The 25,711-nt window shown below is 68.2% G+C and carries 23 protein-coding genes; 12 read left to right on the top strand and 11 right to left on the bottom strand.

All coding sequences use genetic code 11. The annotated features are described in order from the left end of the window. Positions 1–15: 15 nt before the first annotated feature. From V6S02_RS09210 to hutI, 5 genes are all read left to right on the top strand, one after another. Complete coding sequence (locus tag V6S02_RS09210; protein ID WP_124293699.1) at positions 16–582, top strand: response regulator; 567 nt, start codon at positions 16–18, stop codon at positions 580–582. Beyond that, the gene (locus V6S02_RS09205) at positions 579–2,633 is read left to right on the top strand and encodes an ATP-binding protein (RefSeq protein ID WP_336400589.1); all 2,055 of its coding nucleotides are present in this window, start codon (positions 579–581) and stop codon (positions 2,631–2,633) included. The genes V6S02_RS09210 and V6S02_RS09205 overlap by 4 nt, the downstream gene beginning before the upstream one ends. Positions 2,634–2,721: 88 nt before the next feature. Continuing rightward, complete coding sequence (gene hutH / locus V6S02_RS09200; RefSeq protein ID WP_336400588.1) at positions 2,722–4,299, top strand: histidine ammonia-lyase; 1,578 nt, start codon at positions 2,722–2,724, stop codon at positions 4,297–4,299. Then, positions 4,296–5,957, top strand: coding sequence for a urocanate hydratase (gene hutU, locus V6S02_RS09195; protein WP_336400587.1), 1,662 nt, complete (start codon positions 4,296–4,298; stop codon positions 5,955–5,957). The genes hutH and hutU overlap by 4 nt, the downstream gene beginning before the upstream one ends. Further along, entirely contained in the window at positions 5,954–7,129 is a 1,176-nt protein-coding gene (hutI, locus tag V6S02_RS09190) for an imidazolonepropionase (protein WP_336400586.1), read from the top strand. Before hutU ends, hutI begins: the two co-directional genes overlap by 4 nt. A 6-nt stretch (positions 7,130–7,135) precedes the next feature. Here hutI and V6S02_RS09185 read toward each other — a convergent pair whose 3' ends face one another. From V6S02_RS09185 to V6S02_RS09160, 6 genes are read right to left on the bottom strand one after another with little or no spacing between them, the layout of a single operon-like run. Beyond that, on the bottom strand, positions 7,136–7,609 hold the full coding sequence (locus V6S02_RS09185) for a SixA phosphatase family protein (RefSeq protein ID WP_124293695.1): 474 nt from the start codon (positions 7,607–7,609) through the stop codon (positions 7,136–7,138). Then, entirely contained in the window at positions 7,606–8,508 is a 903-nt protein-coding gene (locus tag V6S02_RS09180) for an arginase family protein (protein ID WP_336400585.1), read from the bottom strand. Before V6S02_RS09180 ends, V6S02_RS09185 begins: the two co-directional genes overlap by 4 nt. Continuing rightward, on the bottom strand, positions 8,505–8,852 hold the full coding sequence (locus V6S02_RS09175; RefSeq protein ID WP_240638607.1) for a gamma-glutamylcyclotransferase family protein: 348 nt from the start codon (positions 8,850–8,852) through the stop codon (positions 8,505–8,507). Before V6S02_RS09175 ends, V6S02_RS09180 begins: the two co-directional genes overlap by 4 nt. Positions 8,853–8,878: 26 nt before the next feature. Beyond that, entirely contained in the window at positions 8,879–10,150 is a 1,272-nt protein-coding gene (locus V6S02_RS09170) for a DUF445 domain-containing protein (RefSeq protein ID WP_336400584.1), read from the bottom strand. A gap of 40 nt (positions 10,151–10,190) precedes the next feature. Then, positions 10,191–11,342 (bottom strand): acyl-CoA dehydrogenase family protein, encoded by a 1,152-nt coding sequence (locus V6S02_RS09165; RefSeq protein ID WP_442927924.1) that lies wholly within the window; start codon positions 11,340–11,342, stop codon positions 10,191–10,193. Continuing rightward, the gene (locus V6S02_RS09160) at positions 11,336–12,115 is read right to left on the bottom strand and encodes an alpha/beta fold hydrolase (protein WP_336400815.1); all 780 of its coding nucleotides are present in this window, start codon (positions 12,113–12,115) and stop codon (positions 11,336–11,338) included. The genes V6S02_RS09165 and V6S02_RS09160 overlap by 7 nt, the downstream gene beginning before the upstream one ends. 56 nt (positions 12,116–12,171) lie before the next feature. Between V6S02_RS09160 and V6S02_RS09155 the strand changes: the two genes are divergently transcribed. Continuing rightward, positions 12,172–12,576 (top strand): pilus assembly protein CpaE, encoded by a 405-nt coding sequence (locus V6S02_RS09155; protein ID WP_124293689.1) that lies wholly within the window; start codon positions 12,172–12,174, stop codon positions 12,574–12,576. A gap of 22 nt (positions 12,577–12,598) precedes the next feature. Here V6S02_RS09155 and V6S02_RS09150 read toward each other — a convergent pair whose 3' ends face one another. Next, the gene (locus V6S02_RS09150) at positions 12,599–13,804 is read right to left on the bottom strand and encodes an MFS transporter (RefSeq protein ID WP_124293688.1); all 1,206 of its coding nucleotides are present in this window, start codon (positions 13,802–13,804) and stop codon (positions 12,599–12,601) included. Between the two features lie 340 nt (positions 13,805–14,144). Between V6S02_RS09150 and nrdH the strand changes: the two genes are divergently transcribed. The 6 genes from nrdH to V6S02_RS09120 all read left to right on the top strand — a co-directional run bounded on the left by nrdH (position 14,145) and on the right by V6S02_RS09120 (position 19,719). Next, the gene (gene nrdH, locus V6S02_RS09145) at positions 14,145–14,378 is read left to right on the top strand and encodes a glutaredoxin-like protein NrdH (protein ID WP_124293687.1); all 234 of its coding nucleotides are present in this window, start codon (positions 14,145–14,147) and stop codon (positions 14,376–14,378) included. Positions 14,379–14,428: 50 nt separating this feature from the next. Next, a complete protein-coding gene (nrdI, locus tag V6S02_RS09140) occupies positions 14,429–14,863 on the top strand; it encodes a class Ib ribonucleoside-diphosphate reductase assembly flavoprotein NrdI (protein WP_179561497.1) in 435 nt (144 codons plus the stop codon). Next, on the top strand, positions 14,845–17,001 hold the full coding sequence (gene nrdE / locus V6S02_RS09135; RefSeq protein WP_124293685.1) for a class 1b ribonucleoside-diphosphate reductase subunit alpha: 2,157 nt from the start codon (positions 14,845–14,847) through the stop codon (positions 16,999–17,001). Before nrdI ends, nrdE begins: the two co-directional genes overlap by 19 nt. A gap of 30 nt (positions 17,002–17,031) precedes the next feature. Continuing rightward, positions 17,032–18,006, top strand: a complete 975-nt coding sequence (gene nrdF / locus V6S02_RS09130) for a class 1b ribonucleoside-diphosphate reductase subunit beta (RefSeq protein ID WP_124293684.1) — start codon at positions 17,032–17,034, stop codon at positions 18,004–18,006. Between the two features lie 633 nt (positions 18,007–18,639). Then, positions 18,640–18,993 carry a hypothetical protein gene (locus V6S02_RS09125; RefSeq protein ID WP_336400582.1) on the top strand — a complete coding sequence of 118 codons (354 nt, stop codon included), beginning with the start codon at positions 18,640–18,642 and terminating at the stop codon, positions 18,991–18,993. Positions 18,994–19,176: 183 nt separating this feature from the next. Then, complete coding sequence (locus V6S02_RS09120; RefSeq protein ID WP_336400581.1) at positions 19,177–19,719, top strand: hypothetical protein; 543 nt, start codon at positions 19,177–19,179, stop codon at positions 19,717–19,719. Positions 19,720–20,008: 289 nt separating this feature from the next. Here the strand turns inward: V6S02_RS09120 and V6S02_RS09115 are convergent, their stop codons facing one another. The 4 genes from V6S02_RS09115 to V6S02_RS09100 all read right to left on the bottom strand — a co-directional run bounded on the left by V6S02_RS09115 (position 20,009) and on the right by V6S02_RS09100 (position 25,634). After that, complete coding sequence (locus V6S02_RS09115) at positions 20,009–20,416, bottom strand: recombinase family protein (RefSeq protein WP_336400814.1); 408 nt, start codon at positions 20,414–20,416, stop codon at positions 20,009–20,011. A 1,320-nt stretch (positions 20,417–21,736) separates the two neighbouring features. Further along, positions 21,737–22,933 carry a PucR family transcriptional regulator gene (locus tag V6S02_RS09110; protein ID WP_336400580.1) on the bottom strand — a complete coding sequence of 399 codons (1,197 nt, stop codon included), beginning with the start codon at positions 22,931–22,933 and terminating at the stop codon, positions 21,737–21,739. A gap of 35 nt (positions 22,934–22,968) precedes the next feature. After that, on the bottom strand, positions 22,969–24,189 hold the full coding sequence (locus V6S02_RS09105) for a metal-dependent hydrolase family protein (RefSeq protein ID WP_336400579.1): 1,221 nt from the start codon (positions 24,187–24,189) through the stop codon (positions 22,969–22,971). Further along, complete coding sequence (locus V6S02_RS09100; RefSeq protein WP_336400578.1) at positions 24,186–25,634, bottom strand: oligopeptide:H+ symporter; 1,449 nt, start codon at positions 25,632–25,634, stop codon at positions 24,186–24,188. Before V6S02_RS09100 ends, V6S02_RS09105 begins: the two co-directional genes overlap by 4 nt. Positions 25,635–25,711: the final 77 nt, after the last annotated feature.

The raw sequence follows: 25,711 nt of genomic DNA, 5'->3' as shown, positions 1-25,711 counted from the left end.
TTGTAAGATGAAACCATGATCAGCAGCCCCGAGCTCGTCGCCCGCATCCGCGCAGCCAGCGGCGACACCCAGGAGGGACTGGCCAGACGGCTCGGGGTCTCCTTCCCGACGATCAACGCGTGGGAGCGCGGGCGCAGCGAGCCGACGCCGCGCCACCGGTCATCCCTCGAGCAGCTCGCATCGGATCTCGGCGTGGTCCATGACTTCGTCGTGATGGTCATCGACGACGACCCGGTCACGGCGGAGCTCGTGCGCGCGGCCGCGGCCGACGTCGATCCTGCGGTGACCGTCGAATCCGCATCGAACGGATGGGAGGGGCTGGTGCGGTGCGGTGCGGTGCGCCCGCATCTGCTGTTCCTCGACATCATGATGCCCGGGATCGACGGGATGGAGGTGGCCCGTCGCCTGCCCTCCGTCGAGGGGCTGGACGACCTTCGCATCATCTTCGTCACCGCCTCGCAGAGTGCAGACGTCCTCCGGCGTGCCGGCGAGCTGGGCGCGGGTGTGCTGTCGAAACCCGTCGACATCGACGAGCTGGCCGCGATGATCCGCACCGTCATGGACGAGGCGACGGTGCGGTGACCGATCACAGCCTCGACGTCCTCGGAGACATCGTCGAGGGTCTGCCCGTCGCCGTGTATCGCACCTCGCCGGCGGGGCGCTTCCTCGCCGGCAACACGGCGCTTCTGCAGATGCTGGGCGTGGCATCGTTCGACGATCTCGCGTCGCTGCACGCGCGCGACATCTACGCCGATCCCGCGCGCCGCGACTGGCTCCTGCGCCGAGCGCAGGCGGGACTGCCGATCCCCGTCGAAGACCTGCAGATCCGGCGGCGCGACGGCGGGCTGCGGTGGGTGCGGATCAGCTCGCACTCCATCCGCGACGACGACGACGAGATCGTCTACTTCGAGGGCGTCATGGAAGACGTCACCACGCTGCACGCCGTCGACGCCCAGCTCCGCCGGTCGAACGAACTGCTCGACACCCTCACGCGGATGCAGGATCAGTACGTCGCCGGGGCCGATGTCGGGCCCCTCTTCGACGGCCTGCTGTCCGACCTGCTGGCGTCGACCGAGAGCGCCTACGGGTTCATCGCCCAGGTCCTCGAAGACGCCGACGGGCGGTTCCTCCGCACGTGGGCGATGACGGACATCTCCTGGAACGACGCGACCCGCGAGATGTTCCGCGCGGCGGGACCGCAGGGGATGGAGTTCCACAACCTCGACACCCTCTTCGGGCGGGTGGTGACCACCGAGGCGCCCGTGATCTCCAACGAGCCGCTCCAGGATCGGCGTGCCGCCGGCCGCCCGTACGGTCATCCGCCGCTGGATTCGTTCCTCGGCGTGCCGATCCTCCGCGGCGGCGCGGTGATGGGCGTCGTGGCCCTGGCCAATCGCCCCGGTGGTTTCGATGAGGAGTTCGTGCACTTCCTCGCGCCCCTGACCGCGACCGTGGGGAGCCTGATGGAGGCGGTCACGGCTGATCGCGACCGGGCTCAAGCCGAGCGGCGGCAGGCGCACAGCGAGGCACTGCACCGGCTCATCGTGGAGCGGGCCGCCGACGCGATCGTCACCTTCACCGACGACGGGCGGATCGTGCTGGCCAACCGCGCGGCGCGGAACCTGGTGGATGCGGCGGACGTGGATGCCGACGTCCTCGGTGCTCCGATCACCGGATTCCTCCCGCCTGACAGCGTCGACGGGTCTCGCGAGCTCGCCCGTCAGGCCTCGACCGACGGGAAGACCGTCGACATGCAGCTCCTGCGCCGGGACGGCGCGATCATCGACGTGGAGGCGAGCTTCGTGCGCGGCCGATACGACGACGAGGACGTCACCACCGTGATCGCGCGCGACATCGAGTCGCGCAAGGCGACCGAGGCGGCGCTCCGGGTCGCCCGCGACATCGCCGAGAGCACGGCACGGGCCAAGGACGAACTCCTCGCCGGGATGAGCCACGAGCTGCGCACCCCCCTGAACGCGGTGATCGGTCTGAGCTCGATCCTCCGCCGGGAGCTCCACGGCCCCCTCACCGACAAGCAGCGCGCCTACGTCGAACAGATCGAGAACAGCGGGCGCCATCTGCTGGAGGTCATCAACGGCATCCTCGATCTCGCGAAGGCGGAGGCGAGCAAGTTGACCGTCGATCTGCGACCCGTCGACGTCGGTGAGATCATCCGGGATGCGGTCGGTCTGTCCGGCGACCTCGCCGTCGGGAAGGGCTTGACTGTCACCCGCGACGGGGCCGACGGGCTCCCCGTCGTGGACGCCGACCCGGTCCGGGCGCGTCAGGTGCTGTTGAACCTGCTGTCCAACGCCGTCAAATTCACCCCGCGTGGCGGGCGAGTCGCCGTCCGAGCCGACGTCCGGGGGCCGTGGGTCGACATCTCCGTCATCGACACCGGCATCGGGATCGCTGCCGACGATCTCGAGCGCATCTTCGAGCCGTTCGAGCAGGCCGACTCCTCGCTCGCACGCCACTACGAGGGCACGGGTCTGGGGCTCGCTCTGAGCCGGAGCCTGATGGAGCTGATGGGAGGGACCCTCGCGGTGCGAAGCGAACCCGGACGCGGGGCGGAGTTCATCGCCTCGTTCCGCCGGACGGATGCCGCATCCGCCCTCGGTTCCGGCGACTGATCCCACCGACAGCCGCGAGTCTGGGATCTCAGACACCGCCTTCGTGAAACGCCTGCGCTCCGGGCCGAACGGGAGTGGAATCGCTCGTATGGCGCTTCCCTCCTCGACCCGCCCCCACGTCTCCATCGGGGGTGCACCGCTGTCACCGACGGAGGTCGTCGCGGTCGCCCGTGACCACGCTCGTGTCGAGCTCGACGACATCGCCCGTGAGCGCGTCGACGCCTCCCGCGCCCTGATCGAGCGACTCGCCGACGACCCGCGCCCGCACTACGGCATCTCGACGGGGTTCGGCGCGCTCGCGACCACCTTCATCGCCCCCGAACGACGCCGCCAGCTGCAGGCGAGCCTCATCCGCTCGCACGCCGCCGGAACAGGAGCCGAGGTCGAAGAGGAGGTGATCCGGGCGCTGCAGCTCCTGCGCCTGCAGACCCTCGCCTCGGGACGCACGGGCGTGCGCGCCGAGGTCGTCGAGCTCTACGCGGGAATGCTGAATGCGGGGATCACGCCGGTCGTCCGCGAGTACGGCTCTCTCGGGTGCTCGGGCGACCTCGCCCCCCTCGCGCACGTCGCGCTCGCGGCGATGGGGGAAGGCGAGGTACGGGTGCGCGGCGGACACGTCACGTCGGCGCGGGAGGCGCTCGCCACGGCATCCCTCATCCCCGTCGTCCTCGAGGAGAAGGAGGGACTCGCCCTCATCAACGGCACCGACGGGATGCTGGGGATGCTGCTCCTGGCCGCCCACGACCTGGAGATGCTCTTCGACACCGCCGATATCGCCGCGGCGCTCTCGATCGAAAGCCAGCTCGGAACCGACGCGGTCTTCGCCGCCGATCTGATGCAGCTGCGGCCGCACCCGGGTCAGCGGGATTCGGCCGCGCACCTGCGGGCCCTCCTCGCCGGATCGGGCATCGTCGCCAGTCATCGCGATCCCGACGTGTGCACGCGGGTGCAGGACGCCTATTCGCTCCGCTGCAGTCCGCAGGTGCACGGTGCGGCGCGCGACACCCTCGCCCACGCCTCCGCCGTCGCCGCGCGCGAACTCGCCGCCGCGATCGACAATCCCGTCGTGACACCGGACGGTCGCGTGGAATCCAACGGCAACTTCCACGGCGCACCGATCGCCTACGTGCTGGACTTCCTCGCGATCGCCGTGGCCGACATGGCGTCGATCTCGGAGCGGCGCACCGACCGCGCGCTCGACGTGGCGCGCAACCAGGGCCTGCCGCCCTTCCTCGCCCACGAGCCCGGGGTCGACTCGGGGTTCATGATCGCCCAGTACGGCGCGGCCGGAGTCGTGTCGGAGCTCAAGCGCCTCGCCGCTCCTGCCTCGGTGGACTCGATCCCGTCGTCGGCGATGCAGGAGGACCACGTGTCGATGGGCTGGGCCGCAGGCCGCAAACTCCGTCGTGCCCTCGACGGCCTGGCCCGTGTCCTGGCGATCGAGGTGATGGTCGGGGTGCGTGCGCAGCAGCTTCGCGCGCCCCTTCCGCCCGCACCCGCCACCGGCGCGGTCGCCGCGCTGGTGCGTGATGCGTGCGGCGGTCCCGGTCCCGATCGATTCCTCTCGCCCGAGATCGAGGCTGCCACGGACCTCGTCTCCACCGGCGCGATCGCCCGGGCCGCGGCATCCGCCCTGTCACCGATCACCCACGAGGAGGACTCATGACCGACGTCCACGCCCCTGCCCGCTCGATCCGCGCGCCCCGCGGCGGTGAGAGGACCGCGAAGAGCTGGGGAGCGGAGGCTGCCAAACGCATGCTCATGAACAACCTCGACCCCGAGGTCGCCGAGCGACCCGACGACCTCGTCGTCTACGGCGGCACCGGAAAGGCCGCCCGCTCGTGGGAGGCCTACGACGCGATCATCCGCACCCTCGACGAGCTCGAGCCCGACGAAACGCTGCTCGTGCAGTCGGGCAAGCCCGTCGGCGTCTTCCGCACTCATGAGTGGGCGCCCCGCGTGCTCATCGCCAACTCGAACCTCGTCGGTGACTGGGCGACGTGGCCCGAGTTCCGACGCCTCGAGCACCTGGGTCTGACGATGTACGGCCAGATGACCGCAGGATCGTGGATCTACATCGGCACGCAGGGCATCCTGCAGGGGACGTACGAGACCTTCGCCGCCGTCGCGCGATCGATGGGGCGCGACTCGCTGGCGGGCACGCTGACCCTGACCGGCGGGTGCGGCGGCATGGGCGGCGCTCAGCCACTGGCCGTCACCCTCAACGGGGGCGCCGTGCTCATCGTCGACGTCGACGAATCGCGGCTCGCGCGTCGTGTCGAGCACGGCTACCTCGACGGGTACACCACCGATCTCGACACCGCCGTCGCGCGGGTCGTCGCCGCCCGATCCGCGGGCCAGGCGCTCTCCGTCGGGGTGGTGGGGAACGCGGCGGAGGTGTTCCCCGAGCTTCTGCGTCGAGGCGTTCCGATCGACATCGTCACCGATCAGACCAGCGCGCACGATCCGCTTTCGTACCTGCCCGTCGGCGTCTCGGTGGCGCAATGGCACGTCGAGGCCGAGCGCGACCCGGTGGAGTTCACGCGGCGGGCCCGCGCGTCGATGGCCGAGCAGGTGGCGGCGATGGTGGGCTTCCAGGATGCCGGGGCCGAGGTCTTCGACTACGGCAACTCGATCCGCGCCGAGGCGCAGCTGGGCGGCTTCGACCGGGCCTTTGCCTTCCCCGGCTTCGTGCCGGCCTACATCCGTCCGCAGTTCGCCGAGGGGCGCGGCCCGTTCCGCTGGGTGGCGCTGTCGGGTGACCCCGAAGACATCCGCAAGACCGACGAGGCCGTCAAGGCCCTGTTCCCCGACGACGCCGGGCTCGTGCGCTGGCTCGACAAGGCCGGCGACGCGGTGCACTTCGAGGGACTTCCGGCGCGCATCTGCTGGCTCGGCTACCAGGAGCGGCATCTCGCGGGCCTGAGGTTCAACGAGATGGTCGCCTCCGGCGAGCTCGCCGGGCCCATCGTGATCGGGCGCGACCACCTCGACGCCGGCTCCGTGGCCTCCCCGTACCGCGAGACCGAGGCGATGGCCGACGGTTCTGACGCGATCGCCGACTGGCCGCTGCTGAACGCGCTGCTGAACACGGCGTCGGGCGCGTCGTGGGTGTCGATCCACCACGGCGGCGGCGTGGGCATCGGTCGGTCGATCCACGCGGGCCAGGTCACCGTCGCCGACGGGACGCCGCTCGCAGCCGAGAAACTCGCCCGGGTGCTCGTCAACGACCCCGGCACCGGCGTCATGCGCCACGTCGATGCCGGCTACGACCGCGCGCGGGAGGTCGCCGCCGAGCGCGGGCTGAAGGTTCCGATGCCGTGAGCGCGACGCTCATCACGAACATCGGCGAACTGACGACCAACGTCGGCGGCGAGGGGGACGCGTGCGGCACGATCCGCGATGCGGCCGTCCTCGCGCGGAACGGCCTCATCGCGTGGGTCGGGTGTGCTCGCGACGCACCGTCGCCCGGCTCCGACACGAAAGTGGTGGATGCCGCTGGCCGGGCTGTGCTGCCGGGGTTCGTCGACGCGCACACCCACCTGGTGTTCGGGGGCGACCGCGCCGACGAGTTCGAGGCGCGGATGGCCGGCAGGCCTTATACCGCCGGCGGCATACGTCGCACCGTCGCGGCCACGCGCGCGGCCGGTGAGGAGGAGTTGCGCGGCCGCCTCGCGGGGTTCATCCGGGAACTGCGCCGTCAGGGCACGACGACCGTGGAGATCAAGACGGGGTACGGGCTGACCGCCGACGACGAGGAGCGGCTCGCTCGCCTCGCGGCCGAGGTGACCGACGAGGTGACCTTCCTCGGGGCGCACGTCATCCCGCCGGAGTACGCCGATGACCGCCGCGGCTACCTCGACCTCGTCTGCGGACCGATGCTCGAGCGCTGCGCGCCGTTCAGTCGCTGGATCGACGTCTTCTGCGAGGACGGCGCCTTCACCGAGGCGGAGGCGCGCCGGGTCTTGGCGGCGGGTGTCGCGCGAGGCCTCGCGCCCCGCGTGCACGGGAATCAGCTCGGAGAGGGGCCGGGTGTCGCCCTGGCGGTCGGTATCGGCGCCGAATCCGTCGATCACTGCACGTTCCTCAGCGACGCCGACGTGGCTCTCCTCGCGGGTTCGCAGACGGTCGCCACGCTTCTCCCCGGAGTGGAGTTCTCCACGCGCCAGCCCTATCCCGACGCCCGCCGTCTCATCGACGCGGGGGTCACCGTCGCCCTCGCGAGCGACTGCAACCCCGGGTCGAGCTTCACCAGTTCGATGCCGCTGATGATCGCCCTCGCGGTGCGCGAGATGGGGATGACGGTCGCCGAGGCGGTGTGGGCGGCGACGGCGGGGGGAGCCCGTGCGCTCCGGCGCACCGACGTCGGCGGTATCGCCCCCGGGATGCGAGCAGATCTGGTGCTCTTGGATGCTCCGTCACGGATCCATCTGGCCTACCGGCCGGGTGTGCCGATCGTCGCGGCGGTCTGGGAAGACGGGGAACGCGCCGTGTAGCCCGCCTCAGCGGGGGGTGTCGATGTGCCACTCGTCCGGGTCGACCGCGCCGACGACCGCCCAGTCGTCATCGTCCCAGCGGAACCGGGCGACCGCGCACGTCGGCATCTCGCCGATCCGGCCGCCGGAGAGCGCGTCGGCCAGCTCGGCCATCCCGGGGTTGTGGGCGACGAGCATCACGCGCAGGGCGCCGCTCGTCGACGCCGTGGCGAGGAGCGTCGCGGGCGGGGCGCCGTAGAGGTCGGGCACGAGGGTGACCGCGGTCTCGAGCGCAGCGGCGAAGGCCTCAGCGGTCGTGCGGGCGCGCACGGCCGTGCTGGACAGCAGCGCATCCGGGCGGAAACCCGTCTCGGCCAGGCGCGCGGCCATCCGCGGCGCATCGCGCAGGCCGCGCTCGTTCAACGGGCGATCGTGATCGCGGAGCCCGGGGTCGCCCCAGTCCGACTTCGCGTGTCGCGCCAGCACCAGTTCGATCGTCATGGCATCGCCCTTCCCGCCAGGAGTTCCAGAACGCACAGCGCCGCCAGCCGCACCGTCCGGCCGTCCTCGGTGTCGGCCGTCGCGTCGACCTCGACGATATCCGCGGAGACCAGCCGGGTATCGGCTGCCGCCGACCGCACCAGCGCCCGGAGCGCGTCAGCGCTCAGCCCACCCGGAACCGAGGCCGGGCACCCCGGCGCGACCGAGCGGTCGCAGACGTCCACGTCGATGTCGAGGTGCACGCCGCCTGCACCCGCGCCCGCGATGGCGAACGCGTCGCCCATGAGGTCGGCGGCGGGGCGCCGGCGAACCTGATCGAGGGTGATGAGCGTGATCCCGAGATCCACGGCGCGCGCGACGTAGGCGGGGGAGTTGGCGAAGTCGGCGATTCCGATCTGCACGATCCGGCGCGGATCGAGCCCGTCGTCGATGAGCCGGCGCACCGGCGAGCCGTTCGATCTGCCGTCGCGCAGGTCGAGATGCGCGTCGAGGGTGATGAGGCCGCCCGCCTTCGCGCCCTGGGCGACCGGCACGGTCGCGGCGTTGTCGCCCCCGAGGGCGATGACCATCCCGCCACGAGCGATGAGATCGGCGACGACGCGGCGGACGCGCGCCTCGCCGGCATCGCCGTCGGGCTCGGCCACATCGCCCGCGTCGACGATCGACATCGCGGCATCGAGGTCGAGCGCGGGCGGACCGATCAGGGTGGCGCTGTAGCGCTGCAACGCCGCGCGGACGGCGGCGGGGGTGGCGTGCGCTCCGGTCGCCGACCGCGAGGTCCGCCACGTCGGCACACCGAGGATCGCCACATCGACCGGCCCCGAGGTCTCGGCGCCGTCGTGCGCGGACGGCCACTCACCGGCACGGGGCCAGAGGGGGTCGTGGAAGAGGCCGCTCACACCGACACGTACACCCAGGCGACGCGGCCGCTGGCGAGCGGGGCGGAGATGCGGCGGTAGAGCGACACTTCGTACTCATCGGCGGCGTCGAGCTCGTCCTCGGTGATGCTCAGGACCTTTCCCACCACCTTGTCCAGCGGATTGCCCGTCGCACGCACGATGGGGTGCACCGCGTGCCCCGAGACATCCACCACCCGTTCGTCGACGATCTCGGCGTAGTCGACCGTGAACCCTGGCAGGATGTCGGGCTCGGCCGCGACGATCCTGCCGAAGGTGTCCAGCTGCACCTCGGGCTGCTGGAGAGTGCCGTAGCTGAAGAGCAGTTCGTCGCCCACCGATTCCACGCGCTCACTGTAGCGCCGCGGGAGCGTCATCCCCAGATGGCGCGGGCGATCGTGTAGATGACGAGCCCTGCCAGCGCCCCGACGATGGTGCCGTTGAGCCGGATGTACTGGAGGTCGCGGCCGACCATGAGCTCGATCTTCTCCGTCGTCTCCTCGGGGTCCCACTTCTCGACGGTGTCGGTGATGATCGAGGCGATGTCGTGGCGGTATCGGTCGACCAGGAAGACCGCTGCCTCGGTCACCCAGCCGTCGGCCCGGTGCTGCAGGGCGGCGTCGGTCACCAGGCGGTCGCCGATCTCGGCCAGAGCGTCGGCCAGTCGGCGCCGCAGGCCGCTGTCGGGGTTGTCGAGAGCCGCCAGCAGTCCGGACTTCGCGGTGCCCCAGGCCTGGGCGGCGAGCTCGCGGACCCGGGGGCTGTCGAACAGCGCCCCCTTGGCGTCTTCGAGGCGTCCGATGGTGGTCGGATCGGTCTGCAGGTTCCGCGCGAGCCGCTCGAGATATCCGTCGATCGCATGCCGCGCCGGGTGGTCGGGGTCGGCGCGCACGGCCGCCACGAACTTCACCGCTTCGTTGTACACCGTCTCGTCCACCAGGCGCTGCGCGATCCGAGGCACCCAGCTGGGCAGGCGCCGCGAGACCAGGCCCTCGAAGGCCACCCTGTTGGCCGCGAGCCAGTGGTCGATCGTCTCCGCCGCCAGATCGACGGCGCTGTGGTGGGCGCCCGCGTCGATCACCCGGCCCAGCCACGCGCCCACGGGAGGTCCCCACTCCGGAACGAGCACGTGCTCCCGCGCGAGCTCTTCGATGACGTCGCGCACGTCGTCGTCGCTCAGGGCGCGCAACACGCCGGCGGCGATCACCGAGGCTTCGGAACCCACTCGGGCGGCATGCGCGGGCTCACGGAGCCACTCGCCTGCCCGCCGGGACACGTGGGTCGCGGCGAGCTTCGTGCGCACCACGTCACCGCGCAGGAACTCGGTCTCGACGAACTCGCCGAGCGTGCGGCCGATCTCGTCCTTGCGCTTGGGGATGATCGCGGTGTGCGGAATCGGGAGACCGAGCGGATGACGGAACAGCGCCGTCACCGCGAACCAATCCGCGAGCGCCCCCACCATCCCGCCCTCGGCGGCCGCGCGGGCGTAGCCGAGCCAGGGCACCTGCTCCTGGAGCGAGAAGGCGACGGCGAACACCACGGCCATCGCCAGCAGAGCGCCCAGGGCCACGGCCTTCATCGTGCGCAGACCGCGACGCCGCTGCTGGTCGGCGGGGCTCAGCAGAGCCGTCGGGGTACGTGCCATCCGGTCATCCTCGCACGCGCACCCTGGCGAACTGCGACGCTCAGGAGGGCGTCTCCAGCGGCCCGAGCCACGCCGTCGCGGCGGCGGAGTGGGCCGATTCCGGGTCGGAGGGATGGAACACCCCGGCGGCGACGTCGCGATAGAGCCGGGAGAGTTCCGATCGTGCGAAGAAGGATGACCCTCCCGCGACGATCAGTGCCTCGTCGACGACGGCTTTGGCCGTGGTGACGGCCCGGTGCTTGACGCCCGAGAGCAGCGAGAACCAGCGTCCGCCGTGGTCCACGTCGTGTGCGAGATCGCGGCACAGCGCGTCGATCTGCGGCGGCATCGCGTCGTAGGCGATGGCCATATCGGCCACCTGCCAGCGCAGCCGCGGGTTCTGGCTGTCCTTCCGCGCGGCGGCGAGGACGGCGAGATCGAGAGCCCGCCGCGCGATGCCGGTGTACACCGAGGCGATGAGCAGTTCGAACACGCTGAAGATGCCGAACACGAGCGGGTCGGGCTGAGGCCCGGGCGCCACGCGCCTGACCACGCGCTCGGGCGGCGCGACGGCGCCGTGGAGCTCCGTCGTGCGGGACTGGGTGGCGCGCATGCCGAGGGTGTCCCAGTCGTCGCGGATGCGCACCCGCCCCGCAGCCTCTTCGTCTCGTGGCACGAAGGCGTAGACGATCCGCGGGCCGTCGGCCGAGCGGGTGTCGAGGCCGTGGAGCCCCAGCTGCGTCCAGACGGGGGACAGGGTGGTGAAGATCTTCGTGCCGGTGAAGGCGTAGGCGCCGTCGGGCCGGGGCTCGGCGGCGGTGTCGCTGCCGAAGAGCACGAGGTCGTTTCCGGCTTCACTGATGCCGAAGGCGAACACCTCTCCGGCCGCCGCGCCCTCCAGCACGAACCGCAGATCGTCGATGCCGCGGTCGGACAGCTGGCGTGCGACGCCCGTCCAGACCAGGTGCATGTTGATCGCGAGCGCCGTCGCCGGGGCGGCGGTGGCAAGACGCTGCTGCAGCAGCGCGACCTCGGCGAGGGAGAGTCCTCGCCCCCCGAGGGCCTCCGGTACGAGGAGGGCGAGGTACCCGATGCCCCGGAGCTCGTCGAGGTCGGCTGCGGGGAAGGTGTTCTCGCGATCGTGCGCGCTCGCGCGCTCACGGAAACGCTCGAGCAGATCCGGCGGGAGGATCGTCTCCGGTTCGGTCACGATCCCATTGTCCGTCTTCCCTGCATCACCCGGCGCAGCTCAGCGACGGTCTCCTCGGGCTTGTCGCGATGCGGCGAGTGTCCTGCACCGGCGACGACCGTCATCCGCACCCGGGTGTTGGCTGCGAGCACCTCGGTGGCGAGCGGGCCGTCGAAGATGCTGTACACCGCCGGATCGGCGGCCAGGATGTCCACGTCGACATCGAGGCGCGACAGGGCTTCACGCACGTCCCACGTGGGGTTCTGCAGGCTCGTCTGCTCCACCGCCCACCGGCTGGCCTGCCGGGTCGCGAGGGCTTTCAGCTCGATGTCATGAGGATGCCACTGCGGGTGCGCCGCGCGCACAGCGACCTCCGTCGGGTCGGCGAAGGCCTCTTCCTGACTGCGTCGCACGACCTCGCGGTCGTGGTCGGAGAGGTGGATGGCGGGATCGATCAGGATGACGCGGCGCGCCCATCCGGGAGTGTCGGCGGCGGCCAGCGTGGTCGCCGCGCCGCCGAGGGAGTGGCCGATGACGAGATCCCACGTCTCATCGCCCGCCTGGGGGCGGGCGTGGGCGAGGTCGGCGGCGTAGGCGGGGATCGTGTAGTCGAGCACGCGCGGGGCGACGCCGTGCCCGCGCAGGTCGACGGCGTCGGCACGCCAGCCGTCCTCGGCCAGGGCCACGCCGAAGCGCCACATCAGCGCCGCGCTCGAACCGAGGCCGTGGACGAGGAGCGCGCGCCGCCCCGCGCGCGGATCGCCCCAGGAGATGCGGGGGAGGGTCACCGGAAACATCACGCCCTTCAGCGTAAGCGGGCCCCGCCGCCCCGGGGTGGCGGAAGATGGAGGGCATGATCTCGACCGACCTGGCCCTCGAGCTGCGCGCGGCGGGTCTCGTGTGGCATCCGACATCGGGTGATCGCTTCCAACTCGACGAGCCCGAGTTCGACGCCGACGTCTTCACCGTCAGCGAGATGACCATCGAACCGCGTGATTACCCGACCGGTCGGATTCTGGCCTTCAACGGCACGACCGAGTGGGCGCTCGACTCCGTCGCGCTCGAAGACGCCCTGTGGCTGCCGCATGAGAGTCAGCTGCGCGAACTGCTGCGCGGGGCGTTCCGGTCGCTGCGCCGGCTCGTCGACACGCATCAGGTGGAGATCGAGCTGGGCGGCGATGTCATCGTCTTCGAGCACCCCGAGCCCGCCGACGCCTATGCACTGGCGGTCCTGGAGCTGCTGCGCCGCATCCAGTAGGGGGGCCGCCCGCGGCATCCGCTCAGGTGATCGTCGAGACCGGCTCGGTGTCGGGAATGGGGCTCGCGTCGCGCCCGCGGAGATCGGGGAAGCCCCGGACGAAGACCACCGCGACGAGGAAGCCGACGCCCGCGAAGGCCGCCGCCGCCATGTAGGCGCCCTGCGGACCCACGCCGTCGATGAGGAAACCGGCGACGGCCGACCCCGCAGCGGCGCCGATGAGCTGCCCGGTGCCGATCCATCCGTAGGCCTCGGCGGTCTCGCTGAACTTCACGCTCGCCGAGGTCATCGCGAAGAGCACCGCCAGGGCCGGGGCGATCCCGATCCCGGCGAGGAAGAGGGTGCCGCCCAGCCACCACACATCCAGCGAGATCAGGGCGAGGAGGAGTCCCAGGGTGAAGATGCCCATGCGTCGCGCCATCGCCCACGGACCGATGGGGATGTGGCCGAAGCCGAGGCCGCCGGCGAGGCTCCCGATGGAGAAGACCGCCAGGACGAGCCCGGCCTCCAATCCGCTGTGGCCGAAGGTCGCCACGACTCCGGCCTCGACCGCGGCGCAGCCACCGATGAGGAGGAAGCCGATGACGGTCGCCAGAAGCACGGGCGGCTTGGCGAGCACGCGTCCGAGGCGTCGGCGGCTCCGAGGGATGCGCACGCGCCCGACCTCGGGCGACAGGATGAACCACAGCCCGCCGCCGACGAGGATCACCACGATGAGGACCAGGGCCTCGACGGTGCCGATCTGGGTCGCCACGAACGTCACCAGAACCGGGGCGATGATCCAGATGATCTCCTGCAGCGAGGCGTCGAGCGAGAACAGGGGAGTCAGCTGACGGGAGTTGACCATCTTGGGGTAGATCGTGCGCACGGCCGACTGGACCGGGGGCGTCGACAGCCCGGCGACCAGGCCCAGCACCATGTAGGCGGGGAGCGGCATCTCCACGAGGGCCAGCGTCGCGATCGCGACCGCGCAGATCGCGAGGGTGATGGAGAGCACCCGTCGCATGCCCCACAGGCCCATCCACCGGCTGGTGACCGGGCCGGCGACCGCCTGTCCGACGGAGGTGGCGGCCAGGACAAGTCCCGCCGCGCCGTAGGAGCCGGTCACCTGCTCGATGTGCAGCAGGACGGCCAGGCTCGTCATGCCGTTGGGGAAGCGGGCGGTCAGCTGTGCGGCGATGATGCGCGCCACTCCGGGGGTGCGCAGAAGGTCTCGATATCCCGCCACGCCACCACGCTAGTGCGACACGCCGCGACACGCCGTCGTCCACTGTCCACAGGAAATCGGATGTCGGAACCCCCGAATACCGTCCCCCCTGTGGAGGAGTTCTCGTTCCGGTTCGGAAAGCCGCGCGAATCCGGGCTTTCCGGTCGCGGAATCGGAGCGCCGCCTGTGGATGAAACGGTGGACAACCTGTGTTGTACATGGGGATGACGGTGAGAAAACTACACGGATGTAACTACTATCCCTAGTGGTGCTATCCGATGTCGGCACCCATATGTAGTATTGGTCTCCCGGTGGGGGTCACCGGAGCAAACACTCGAAATCGAGGGGAGAACGGATCGACATGGCGATCACCGTTTACACCAAGCCGTCCTGCGTGCAGTGCACCGCGACCTACCGTGCGCTGGACTCGAAGGGCATCGAATACGAGGTCCACGACCTCTCCGAAGACCCGGCTGCACTCGAGCAGGTCAAGGCCCTTGGCTACCTGCAGGCACCCGTCGTCATCACCGACGAGGACCACTGGTCGGGCTTCCGTCCCGACAAGATCGACGAACTGGCGTCGCGCCTGGCCTGAACCCGGCGCCGCGTCGGGGACCCCGCGAGGATCGAGCCCAGGAGGGAACCATGAGCGCACTGGCGACATCCGCCCCGCTCCTGGTCTATTTCTCCAGCGTGTCGGGCAACACCGCACGCTTCATCGAGAAGCTCGACCTCCCCGCCATCCGCATCCCGATCACCGCCTCCGAACCGACCCCGGTCGTGGACGAGCCCTTCGTTCTCGTGACCCCCACCTACGGGGGAGGCCAGGGACGCGGTGAAGAGAAGGGTGCCGTCCCCAAGCAGGTCATCCGTTTCCTCAACGACGAGCGGAACAGACGACTCCTGCGCGGAGTGATCTCCGCAGGCAACAGCAACTTCGGCGAGTCGTTCTGCCTCGCCGGCGAGATCATCAGCCGCAAGTGCCGGGTGCCGCACTTGTATCGGCTCGAAGTATTCGGCACGCCTGAAGACGTGGCACGCGTCAGCGATGGATTGGAACGATGGTGGAAGCTGCACTGACCGAGAAGGACTTCAAGACCGAGGCGCGATTCGAGGGTCTGGACTATCACGCCCTGAACGCGATGCTGAACCTGTACGGACCGGACGGGAAGATCCAGTTCGACGCCGACAAGCGCGCTGCGCGGGAGTACTTCCTTCAGCACGTGAACCAGAACACGGTGTTCTTCCACTCGCTCAAGGAGCGGCTGGACTACCTCGTGGAGAAGGAGTACTACGAGCCGGCGGTGCTCGAGAAGTACCCCTTCGAGTTCATCCAGCAGCTCAATGACCTCGCCTACGGCAAGAAGTTCCGCTTCGAGACCTTCCTCGGCGCTTTCAAGTACTACACCAGCTACACGCTGAAGACGTTCGACGGCAAGCGGTACCTCGAGCGCTTCGAGGACCGGGTCGTCATGACCGCCCTCGGGCTCGCCGACGGCGACCAGGCGCTCGCCGTCCAGCTGGTCGAGGAGATCATCTCCGGGCGCTTCCAGCCGGCCACGCCGACGTTCCTCAACACCGGGAAGGCGCAGCGCGGCGAACTGGTGTCGTGCTTCCTCCTGCGGATCGAGGACAACATGGAGTCGATCGCCCGCGGCATCAACTCCGCCCTGCAGCTGTCCAAGCGCGGCGGCGGGGTGGCGCTGCTGCTGTCGAACATCCGCGAGGCGGGCGCTCCGATCAAGCAGATCGAGAACCAGTCCTCGGGCATCATCCCGGTGATGAAGCTCCTCGAAGACAGCTTCAGCTACGCCAACCAGCTGGGCGCCCGTCAGGGCGCGGGTGCGGTCTACCTGTCGGCTCACCACCCCGACATCCTGCGGTTCCTCGACACCAAGCGCGAGAACGCCGACGAGAAGATCCGCATCAAGACCCTGTCGCTGGGTGTGGTCATCCCCGACATCACGTTCGAGCTGGCGAAGAACGACGAGGACATGTACCTCTTCTCGCCGTACGACGTCGAGCGCGTCTACGGGGTGCCCTTCGGTGACATCTCGGTCACCGAGAAGTACCGCGAGATGGTCGACGACGCCCGTATCAAGAAGACGAAGATCAATGCGCGCGAGTTCTTCCAGACCCTCGCCGAGATCCAGTTCGAGTCGGGTTACCCGTACATCATGTTCGAGGACACGGTGAACAAGGCCAACCCGATCAAGGGTCGGATCAACATGTCCAACCTGTGCTCGGAGATCCTGCAGGTCAACACCCCGACCACCTACAACGAGGACCTCTCGTACGCCCAGATCGGCAAGGACATCTCCTGCAACCTGGGCTCGATGAACATCGCGCTGGCGATGGACGGCGGCGACCTCGGCCAGACGGTCGAGACCGCCATCCGCGCCCTGACCGCGGTAAGCGACCAGAGTCACATCCGCTCCGTGCGCTCGATCGAGGACGGCAACGACCGCTCCCACGCGATCGGACTCGGACAGATGAACCTGCACGGCTTCCTCGCCCGTGAGCACATCCACTACGGCTCGGAAGAGGGCCTGGACTTCACGAACATCTACTTCTACACGGTGCTCTTCCACGCTCTGCGCGCGTCGAACCGCCTCGCCATCGAGCGTGGCACCGTCTTCGACGGGTTCTGGGACTCCACCTACGCGTCGGGGGAGTTCTTCGACAAGTACACCGATCAGGCGTGGGTGCCTGCCACGGAGCGGGTCAAGGAGTTGTTCGCCCAGATCCCCGTCCCCACCCAGGACGACTGGCGCGAGCTGAAGGCGAGCATCCAGCAGCACGGCATCTACAACCAGAACCTGCAGGCGGTTCCGCCGACGGGGTCGATCTCGTACATCAACAACTCGACCTCGTCGATCCACCCGATCGCGTCGAAGATCGAGATCCGCAAGGAAGGCAAGCTCGGCCGCGTCTACTACCCGGCCCCGTTCATGACGAACGAGAACCTGGAGTACTACGAAGACGCCTACGAGATCGGCTACGAGAAGGTCATCGACACGTACGCCGCCGCAACGCAGCACGTGGACCAGGGGCTGTCGCTCACGCTGTTCTTCAAAGACACCGCGACCACGCGCGACATCAACCGGGCGCAGATCTACGCCTGGAAGAAGGGCATCAAGACCATCTACTACATCCGCCTGCGGCAGATGGCGCTCGAGGGAACCGACATGTCCGAGTGCGTCAGCTGCATGTTGTGACCCTCTGACCAGGACTTTTTAGGAGACACGATGGCTGAGAAGCTGCAACTGCTCAACCGGGTCCAGGCGATCAACTGGAACCGCATCCAGGACGACAAGGACCTCGAGGTCTGGAACCGTCTGGTGAACAACTTCTGGCTGCCCGAGAAGGTGCCGCTGTCCAACGACATCCAGTCGTGGAACACGCTGACCCCGCAGGAGCAGACGCTGACGATGCGGGTCTTCACCGGTCTGACGCTCCTGGACACCATCCAGGGCACCGTGGGGGCGGTCTCGCTGATCCCCGATGCGATCACCCCGCACGAGGAGGCGGTGTACACCAACATCGCCTTCATGGAGTCGGTGCACGCCAAGAGCTACTCGTCGATCTTCTCGACGCTGTGCTCGACGCCCGAGATCGATGACGCCTTCCGCTGGTCGACGGAGAACGAGAACCTTCAGAAGAAGGCGCGGATCGTCATGGACTACTACCGCGGCGACGAGCCCCTCAAGCGCAAGGTGGCATCGACCCTGCTCGAGTCGTTCCTGTTCTACTCGGGCTTCTACCTGCCGCTGTACTGGTCGTCGAAGGCGAAGCTGACGAACACGGCCGACATCATCCGCCTCATCATCCGCGACGAGGCCGTGCACGGCTACTACATCGGCTACAAGTTCCAGCGCGGTCTGGAGCTGCTGGATGAGGCGGCGCGCCAGGACATCAAGGACTACGCGTTCTCGCTCCTGTACGAGCTGTACGACAACGAGATCCAGTACACCCAGGATCTGTACGACGAGGTCGGTCTCACCGAGGACGTGAAGAAGTTCCTTCACTACAACGCCAACAAGGCGCTGATGAACCTCGGCTACGAGGCGATGTTCCCGGCGACCGTCACCGACGTGAACCCGGCGATCCTGTCGGCGCTCTCGCCGAACGCCGACGAGAACCACGACTTCTTCAGCGGGTCGGGCTCGTCGTACGTCATCGGCAAGGCCGTCGCGACCGAGGACGACGACTGGGACTTCTGACCTCCCGGTAGTTTCGCCACGGACCGTTCAAGGGCCATGTCGTACCTTGCAAGTCGCGGGGTCGTTCAAGTCAACGGGTCTCCTTGCAACGGAGGCGGTTGCGAAGGAGGGTTTGCGGTGACCGCAGTTGGTGAGAACACCTCGCCCTCGACCGGTGGATCTGGTCTCGCCGTGGCCGCACGGCGAGACCACTGATCCCGCCGGCTTGGTGGCAGGCGCGTTCGCCTTGCGGCTTCAGGCGGCGGTTGGGGACCGAAGCATCCGCTCAGTAGCCGCGGAGTGTCACCTGAATCACCGAACGGCACCCCGATTCTCGCCAGCGAAGTGTGGCCGGACATCTACACCATCGCGCACTTGGAGTCGGGGTTGCGGGCTACCTTATGGCCCGCGACCACTGGGCGTCCCTGGGTTAGCGATGTCGGTTTCACTGCGTAGCGTGGACTTGAAGACTCAATAGAAGACCCCGACTCACTGAGCCGGGGCTCAGGTAGGTCGGGGCCGATGTGTCTTGGTAGGACGATTCGACCCGAGGTTCTACACAGCGCGCGAGCAGGTCGGCATTCCGCCGATCTCGTCACCTGCCTCCTCACGCCGGAGATCCCGGCAAACAGAGCCTATGGGAGGCTCCTAGATATGGATCACTATCCGACTATCGAGAAGGTGGTCAACGACGCGCGAGCGCGCATCGAGGTCACCAAGGCAGAGATCGACGAGGCGCGTAAGCGCCGGGTCGCCATCGTCGCGGCGCTTGCGAGAGAATTCGTCGGGTCGCGCCACTGCTTCAACGGCAGCGTCGCTCATGGCGACGCGCTTACACCGCTGACCGACGTCGACCTCGGCGTTGTAATCCCTAACCCCGACGGCACCTATGGGCCCGGAAGAGGGGACCGAGCGAACTGCAAGAGCGAGTATCCGCCGCCATTCGACGCGAGCTCGCGCCCGAGTACGGCGACCTGCGCGTCGAGTTCCGCGGCCGCAAGCGGTTGATCCTCGTTCGCTTCCGGGATCCCATCCGCAAGGGCCTCCCTGACTTCACCGCCGACGTGATCACTGCCAGCGACTATCCCAACTGACCGGGTCTCTATATTCCCCGGTTCGACTCCTGGGACCGCTCTGACCTTTGCAACGCACACGAGGCTCATCACGGAGGCGAACAAGCGCACCGAGTCCGTGTACGCGCGCACGGTCCGCCTGCTCAAGCACTGGAACAGGCAGAACGGTCAGTCGCTTTGCTCGTGGAACATCAAGGCGCTCGCCCTCTATTGCGTGACCTCTAAGGAGGCGCTTGTCACCTCGATGCGCAGCTGGTTCAGCTATGCCATCGAGGAGCTGAAGAAGGGTGAGACGGAAGATTCGGCCTGTGTTGCCGACAAGCTCATCAAGCTGAACGCGCTCCGCCCCGAAGTCATCAAGAAGCTTGAGGGCGCCCTTTCGAAGCTGGACAAGGCCATCATGTACGACCTGGCCGGCTATCCCGTGTTGGCGCAGGAGGAGCTCTCCGACCTTTTCAACGACCCTGAGATGATGCCGACGCCGTCGCGCGTTGCTGTCCTTGGGTACGCCTGGCAGCGATGGCTGGCGCGCGCGGATGCTCGTGCTGTCATGTACAGCGAAGCCCTTCGCGCAGTCGAGGACTACGCCGAGGCGCCTTTCATCGTCCAGCGGCGTAGCGGCATGGATGCTCGGGCTGTGGTTGCGACGCAGATCAGCTAGATCCAGTCGCGGCTACGGCTGTCGTGCGCGCTTCTCGAGGTTTCGGCGAACGACCACATCAGTAATGCGTATGGACGACTCGTCCAAGCCGCACGGCGCCAGGCGGGTGCGGCGATGTCGACGGCATGGCGGGCCCCGAGGATCCGGAGAGATGCCGATGTGCCCGGCCGCATCCCATACGACCGTTCACACATTGAGATCGAGCGTCGCGCATTTCTCGCCGCCATTCGTGAACACGACCGGCGGGCGTCCCGCCACGTGCGGTGGGCGGCGCATCCCATGCAGACGCCTAACTGTGCGCTCGGCCCAGGGCACGGTACACAGTTGACCTTCCCGCGCCAAGCGCAGTGCCGATCTCAGCGACAGTGAGGCTGCCCTGGTCATACATGGTGCGCGCGACGGTCTCCTGGTCAGATGTGAGCGACCGGGGCCTGCCCCCGACCGGTCCGCGAGCGCGCGCGGCGCTAAGACAGGCATTGGTGCGCTCACGGATTAGATGGCGCTCGATCTCGGCGAGCGAAGCGAACACGTGCATGATCAACCGGCCCCCCGCGGACGACGAGTCGAGTGTCTCGTGGAATGAGCGGAGGCTGACTCCACGAGCGTCCGGATCTTCGACGCGGTCGATGAGGTCTCGGAGGGATCTCCCAAGTCGGTCGAGGCGCCACACCACGACCGTGTACCCCTCGCGGAGCACGTCGAGCAATCACGCGTACTCGGGGCGGTCGGAGGTGGCCGACACCGATTCGACGTAGAACCGCGAGCACCCCGCTTCGCGCAGCGCATCGAGCGCCGCCGCCCGAGTGCAGATCGTTGAAGACGGTCTTCATGCAAACGTTGACCAGGGACGCGGTGGCAGCCTTTGTCATCCCGTGCGCGGCGAGCTCTACAACGATCCCTCGACGTGACTCTCGGGTCGTCGGAGGCATTCCTTCGCCCAGAACCGCCGCGAGGTACCTGGTCCACGGTCGGTCCACGGCCGAATGACTCGGGTGCGCCTGAGTCCCGTGCTGCTCGCAGCTCGGCGAGAAGGTGAGCGGCTGAGATGCGGCACTCCGGCCTGGTGAGGTTGAAGATTGGCCCGGTGATGTTCCGTCCAAGATGGGGGCACATGTCTTCTCCCCACGTGATCTCGAACCGCTCCCGGTGGCGGAGTGTCTCTCCGGGTGTGCCGCTGCCGACGACGACGACCCGCTCGATAGCACGGGCGAGGAATTCGCGTCGGCGCTGTGGGCTCCCCGTCGCATCCCTCCAGGCGCTGCCGAACGTAGCGGCCACTCTGGCGTCGGCCGAGTTCTGCCCGGGCCAGAGCGGCCGCGCCATGATGACGGCCTTCTCATATGGACATGTCCATGCGACTATCCGGGGCTCGGCAGTCGACATCGCGGATGAGGTGCTCGACGACCAGCCGCATGGCGTACCGGAAATGTTGCACGTGGGCGACTACTCTCCACATCGATTGCGGCGAGGTCTTTCGCCACGGCCGTGGGCCTAGACAACTGCCGCGGAAGCCTCGCCGGTGGCCTGACGCTCACCGACGGTCCGGCCGACCTCAATGAACCATCCCGTTGAAGGCTGGCCCCCGATCACGCCCTGACGGACGGACTGAGCGATTGAAGCCGCCGTGCACTTATCACCTTGCTTGCGCAAAATGCTCGACAGCACCTCGGACTGACTGACCATATGCAGCGGATCGAGTCGGAGGTGGATGTGACTCCAAACGGCCCAGCCACCAACTGGGCGCCATACTTTCCGGAGCCGGTCGATGTACTCGACGAGATCCACACACAATCGGACCCCTTGCGGATCCCCGCTCTGGGTGATGTCCCACGGGAAGCTCGAAGAGGTGCGAGTCACACGCATCCCCAGGAGAAGCCACCCAGAGCAGACCACATTCAGCGAGCTTCGTCGACAGCAGCTGACCAGATTCCAAGCCATCCCTGCGCACGTCGCACGGTAAGCGGCTGCTGTGGACGCACCGAACTGGGCGTTCTACGCTCGAACTAGATCGATCCCCTCACCGTCGAAATCGGCGTTGTGCCAGCCAAGCCTGGATGACCAACCTGTCGTCGGCATCGTCGAGGTTGAGGCCGAGCTCGCGCGCGGTTCGCTCCAATCGGTGGTAGACGGTGCCGCGGTGGACTCCGATTGCGCCGGCGATGTCGGCGGCTCGGCCGTTCATTGCGAAGTACGACTCAAGGAGTCGAATCGTGTCCGCGTCCGCCTCGTCCAGCCGCCTCAATGACGAAGTCCGCAGGTGCTCTGGGGGTGGGCTGGCGAGCAGCGTTGCCAGTGCGGTCGTTCCCGAGTTCTCATCCCACTGGCCGGATTGCTGGCCGGTTGATCTGGCGACGTCGGCGGCGACCACGGCCTGATCGAAGGACTGCCAGGAGTCGGCGAGGTGGTTCACGACTCCTCCGATCCCGACCGTGCCGGCGAGCTTCTCGCCGTCGCGCGCAGTGAGGAGCTCCGCCTCGATTCGGTGGACGATCGACGCCACAGCCTCGGGCCGGGGCTGGCTGGCGAAGCCGACAAGGATGAAGGTCGTGGGGACGGTCGGGACAAAACTGTACGCGTCGATCATCGGCGTGGTGATCGCACGAAGGAGCAGTCGGGAGAGCACCTCGCGGGGCGGTGGTCCGCCCCATGCGCTCCATTCGTCGGACACCTTGAGCGTCATGGCGATGAAATTCGCCGACCGGCCGAACATGCCCAGGCTGTTCAGCTCGCGGGCGGCGGCCTCGCGGGTAATGCTCTCATCGGTCAGCAGCCCGAGCATCTCCGCTTCGATGGTGGCGTTCACCGCGTCGATGGACTGGGTGACCTGCTCGAGAAGATGGCGGCATACCTCGGCGGCCTCGTCGAGCGTTGCGCGCTGTTCAGGGTCCAGGTCGCCGTCGCCGACGAGCGCGAGGGTTCCGAGGAGCTGGTAGCGGGACTGCAGGGGAATGAAGTGCCGCGGGTTCGACGTGGCGTAAGTCTTGCTGGCGGGAAGCGTGAAGGGGGTGCGTTGGCGGAAACCGCGGGTGCTGCGTATCGCTTCACCGAGTTCCGGGGGGAGGGTTCGCTGCCCGATGAGGTGCAGCTCGGCGTCATCGAGAGGCTCGAAGTGTCGACTGTGGGCGAGGAGCGTGAAGTCCGGGTCGAGGACGACCACGGACCGCTCGATCGCTGCGGCCAGGCGATCCACCGTCTCCTGCACGGTGTCGAACATGGCCCTCCGGATACTGTCGCCGCCAACCCCCGCGCTCAGAGGATTCGTCTTCCTGCCTTGAGCACCACGCGGATGTCGCCGAACGCGTGCATGTCATGCAGGTTGCGGCCCGGCACTGCGATGATATCCGCGAACGCGCCGGGGGTGAGGACGCCGATGTCGGAGCGGTCGAGGCACTGCGCGGCGACGATCGTCGCGGACTGGAGGGCTTGGGTGGGTGTCATCCCCGCCTCGACGAACTCCGTCAGTTGCCGGGCATTCATGCCGTGGGGGAAGACGATCGCGTCTGTCCCGTAGGCGATCTGCACGCCCGCGTCGATGGCGTCTCGAAGGGCCTGCCGTGCACGATCTGCGATGCTCCTGCTCTTCTCGGTGACGCCGGGCGGAAAACCCTCGGTCTCGGCGTGCTCGAGGATCCAGGTCAGTGCGTAGGTCGTGGGGACGTAGTAGGTGCCGTGCTCGCGCATGGCTGCGATGGCTGCGTTCCCGAGCAGGGTGCCGTGCTCGATGGTGCGCACGCCTGCGCGGATCGCGCGAAGCGCGCCCTCTTCGCCGTGCGCATGTGCCGCGACGAACAGGCCATACAGCGCGGCCTCCTCGACTCCAGCGCGGATCTCTGCTTCGGAGAATTCCGGTGCGCCCGGTACGGTGCCGGTCGCGTACACAGCGCCCGTGGCGATGATCTTGATGACGTCGACACCCCGGTGGGCGATGCGCCGGACGGCGGAGCGGACCTCGTCGGCCGAGTCGGCGACGCCGAACCGGTAGGAGCGGGGGAGCTCGATATCGTCAGCGAGATCAGTGATCTCGCCACCGCCGGAAGAGGAGGTGACGTAGGCGCCGGCGCACACCATCCGCGGGCCTTCGACCCAGCCGGCCTCGATCGCATCGCGCAGATCGCAGTCGACGAAGGCGCGGAAACTGCCGACATCGCGGACCGTCGTGAAGCCGGCCCGCAACGTCTGCCAGGCGTGGTGTGCCCCGACGAGCGCGTCGCGAGCCGCGGAGCCGGAGAGGAAGGGAGAGTAGTTGCCGCGTTCCAGATTTCCCGGCAGGTGGGTGTGCAGGTCGATCAGGCCCGGGGTGACAACGTGGTCGCGTAGGTCCAGATGTTCCCGACCGCCGTGCTTGGAGGCGGACCACGGTTCGATGGAGTGGATGCGACCGTCGGCGTAGTCGATGGCGTGGTGGGTGAGCAGTTCTCCGGTGCGGACGTCGGCGACCGCGCCGGCGCGAATGAGGCCAGACCCCGTCATGCGACGATCCTCCGCCCGAGGCGGACACGGGCGATGACCATGCCTAGAGCCACTGCCGCCGCCATCAGAGCGAGGCCGCCGAAGTACAGGCCCTCGCTCTGCCCTGGGGTGTACCACTGAGCGATCACTCCAGCGAGCGCAATCCCGATGGACACACTCACGTAATGGAGGGAAAGCAGGCGGCTCTCGTGCCCGGGCGGCGCGACCTCCGCGGCGAGCGAGATTCCGGAGGGAGAGATCACCACATCCGAAGCACCGAAGGCCACCACGACGAGGACGAGAATGAGCAGAGGCGTCACCGGGCTCAAGCCTGCGGACGCGGCGAAGAGCCCGATCGCAAGCGCGCACACCCCGAACGCCACCGCGAACTTCGTCGAGAGGGCGGGCTGCCGATCCCCGAGGCGTCCCCAGATCGCGGCCAGCAGTGGCGCTACTACCACCGTGCACAGCGGGGCGAACCCGAGCACGGTCGAGGGCGGGATCTCGACGCCGAACACGAAGCGGTCGGTCGCTGATTCGGAGTGGACCGCGACGGAGGTGAAGAGCTGCTGATAGAGCAGGGCGAAGAAGAGGGTCGCGATGTTGAACGGAAGGTAGTGCAGCACATTCCGCCGCTCAGACGGGGTGAACCGCGGAGATCGGAGGTAGCGGGTGAAGGCGGTGATCGCGAACGCGGACGCGCCGATTGTGATGACCAGGGACGGATTGAACCCGACTGCGACGACGGCTACGAGAGTCGTGATCGCTGCCGTCGCGGCGAGGATCGGCCACGCCAGCCGCCAGCCCCGCACCAGATTGCCCTGGCGGGACGGCGCGGTCGCTTCGATGGACCGTCGAGCGGGCAGATAGACCGCGAGTCCGATGAGGATGGAGATGGCGGAGGCGAGGAATCCGATCCGGAAGCCGAACTCCGTCTGCAGGATTCCGCCGAACGTGATTCCCACGACGGCGCCGGCGGCGCTGCCGAGGTAGTAGACGGTGAAGCCCGCCTCGCGCTTGCTCTCGAAGCGTTGGAGCGCGCCGTCCATCAGGGCTCCTTCGCTCACCCAGAGGGAGGAGGCCGCGAGTGTCAGCGCGACGAGGCCGATGGCCACGCCGAGCGGCCCCGGGAGGAGCGCAAGTACGCCGTAGCCGACGACGGCAAGGAACGCGCCGTATCGCAGTGCCCGGCCAGAACCGAGGACCCGGTCGGCGAGCCATCCCCCGAAGATGGTCGCCAAGAATGTGGTGGCGCCGAAGGCGGAGACGATGCCGATGGCCGTGTCTGTCGGAAGCCCGATCCCGCCTTCGTCCTGGGAGAAGTAGACGTAGTAGACCAGCAGCGTCTGCATGCCGTAGAAGGCGAGCGCGTCGAAGGCTGTGAAGCCGGTGATCAGATAAGCCGTGAGCGGGAGGCCCAGGAAGGTTCTGGGTTTTGTTGTCGGGCTGTCAGAGACGGTTGCCATCGTGACTCCTTGCTGGAGATCAGTATGTGTTCGCGTGAGTCAAGCGCACTCGGTCCGGGCGCGTTCACGACGTCTGT

Origin of the sequence: Microbacterium sp. CCNWLW134, assembly GCF_037083565.1 — a bacterium.
Lineage (GTDB): Bacteria > Actinomycetota > Actinomycetes > Actinomycetales > Microbacteriaceae > Microbacterium.
The sequence above is the reverse complement of the archived record's forward strand: the minus strand, read 5'-3'. Positions and strand labels throughout refer to the sequence as shown.

What these genes read in the sequence shown, in the direction of transcription:
- V6S02_RS09100 (WP_336400578.1), bottom strand. Translation starts at nt 25,634, where the DNA reads ATGGCAACCGTCTCTGACAGCCCGACAACAAAACCCAGAACCTTCCTG.
- V6S02_RS09160 (WP_336400815.1), bottom strand. Translation starts at nt 12,115, where the DNA reads ATGTTTCCGGTGACCCTCCCCCGCATCTCCTGGGGCGATCCGCGCGCG.
- V6S02_RS09110 (WP_336400580.1), bottom strand. Translation starts at nt 22,933, where the DNA reads ATGTTCGACACCGTGCAGGAGACGGTGGATCGCCTGGCCGCAGCGATC.
- V6S02_RS09105 (WP_336400579.1), bottom strand. Translation starts at nt 24,189, where the DNA reads ATGACGGGGTCTGGCCTCATTCGCGCCGGCGCGGTCGCCGACGTCCGC.
- V6S02_RS09170 (WP_336400584.1), bottom strand. Translation starts at nt 10,150, where the DNA reads ATGGCACGTACCCCGACGGCTCTGCTGAGCCCCGCCGACCAGCAGCGG.
- V6S02_RS09125 (WP_336400582.1), top strand. Translation starts at nt 18,640, where the DNA reads ATGGATCACTATCCGACTATCGAGAAGGTGGTCAACGACGCGCGAGCG.
- hutU (WP_336400587.1), top strand. Translation starts at nt 4,296, where the DNA reads ATGACCGACGTCCACGCCCCTGCCCGCTCGATCCGCGCGCCCCGCGGC.
- nrdE (WP_124293685.1), top strand. Translation starts at nt 14,845, where the DNA reads ATGGTGGAAGCTGCACTGACCGAGAAGGACTTCAAGACCGAGGCGCGA.
- nrdI (WP_179561497.1), top strand. Translation starts at nt 14,429, where the DNA reads ATGAGCGCACTGGCGACATCCGCCCCGCTCCTGGTCTATTTCTCCAGC.
- hutH (WP_336400588.1), top strand. Translation starts at nt 2,722, where the DNA reads ATGGCGCTTCCCTCCTCGACCCGCCCCCACGTCTCCATCGGGGGTGCA.
- V6S02_RS09210 (WP_124293699.1), top strand. Translation starts at nt 16, where the DNA reads ATGATCAGCAGCCCCGAGCTCGTCGCCCGCATCCGCGCAGCCAGCGGC.
- nrdF (WP_124293684.1), top strand. Translation starts at nt 17,032, where the DNA reads ATGGCTGAGAAGCTGCAACTGCTCAACCGGGTCCAGGCGATCAACTGG.
- nrdH (WP_124293687.1), top strand. Translation starts at nt 14,145, where the DNA reads ATGGCGATCACCGTTTACACCAAGCCGTCCTGCGTGCAGTGCACCGCG.
- V6S02_RS09185 (WP_124293695.1), bottom strand. Translation starts at nt 7,609, where the DNA reads ATGACGATCGAACTGGTGCTGGCGCGACACGCGAAGTCGGACTGGGGC.
- V6S02_RS09155 (WP_124293689.1), top strand. Translation starts at nt 12,172, where the DNA reads ATGATCTCGACCGACCTGGCCCTCGAGCTGCGCGCGGCGGGTCTCGTG.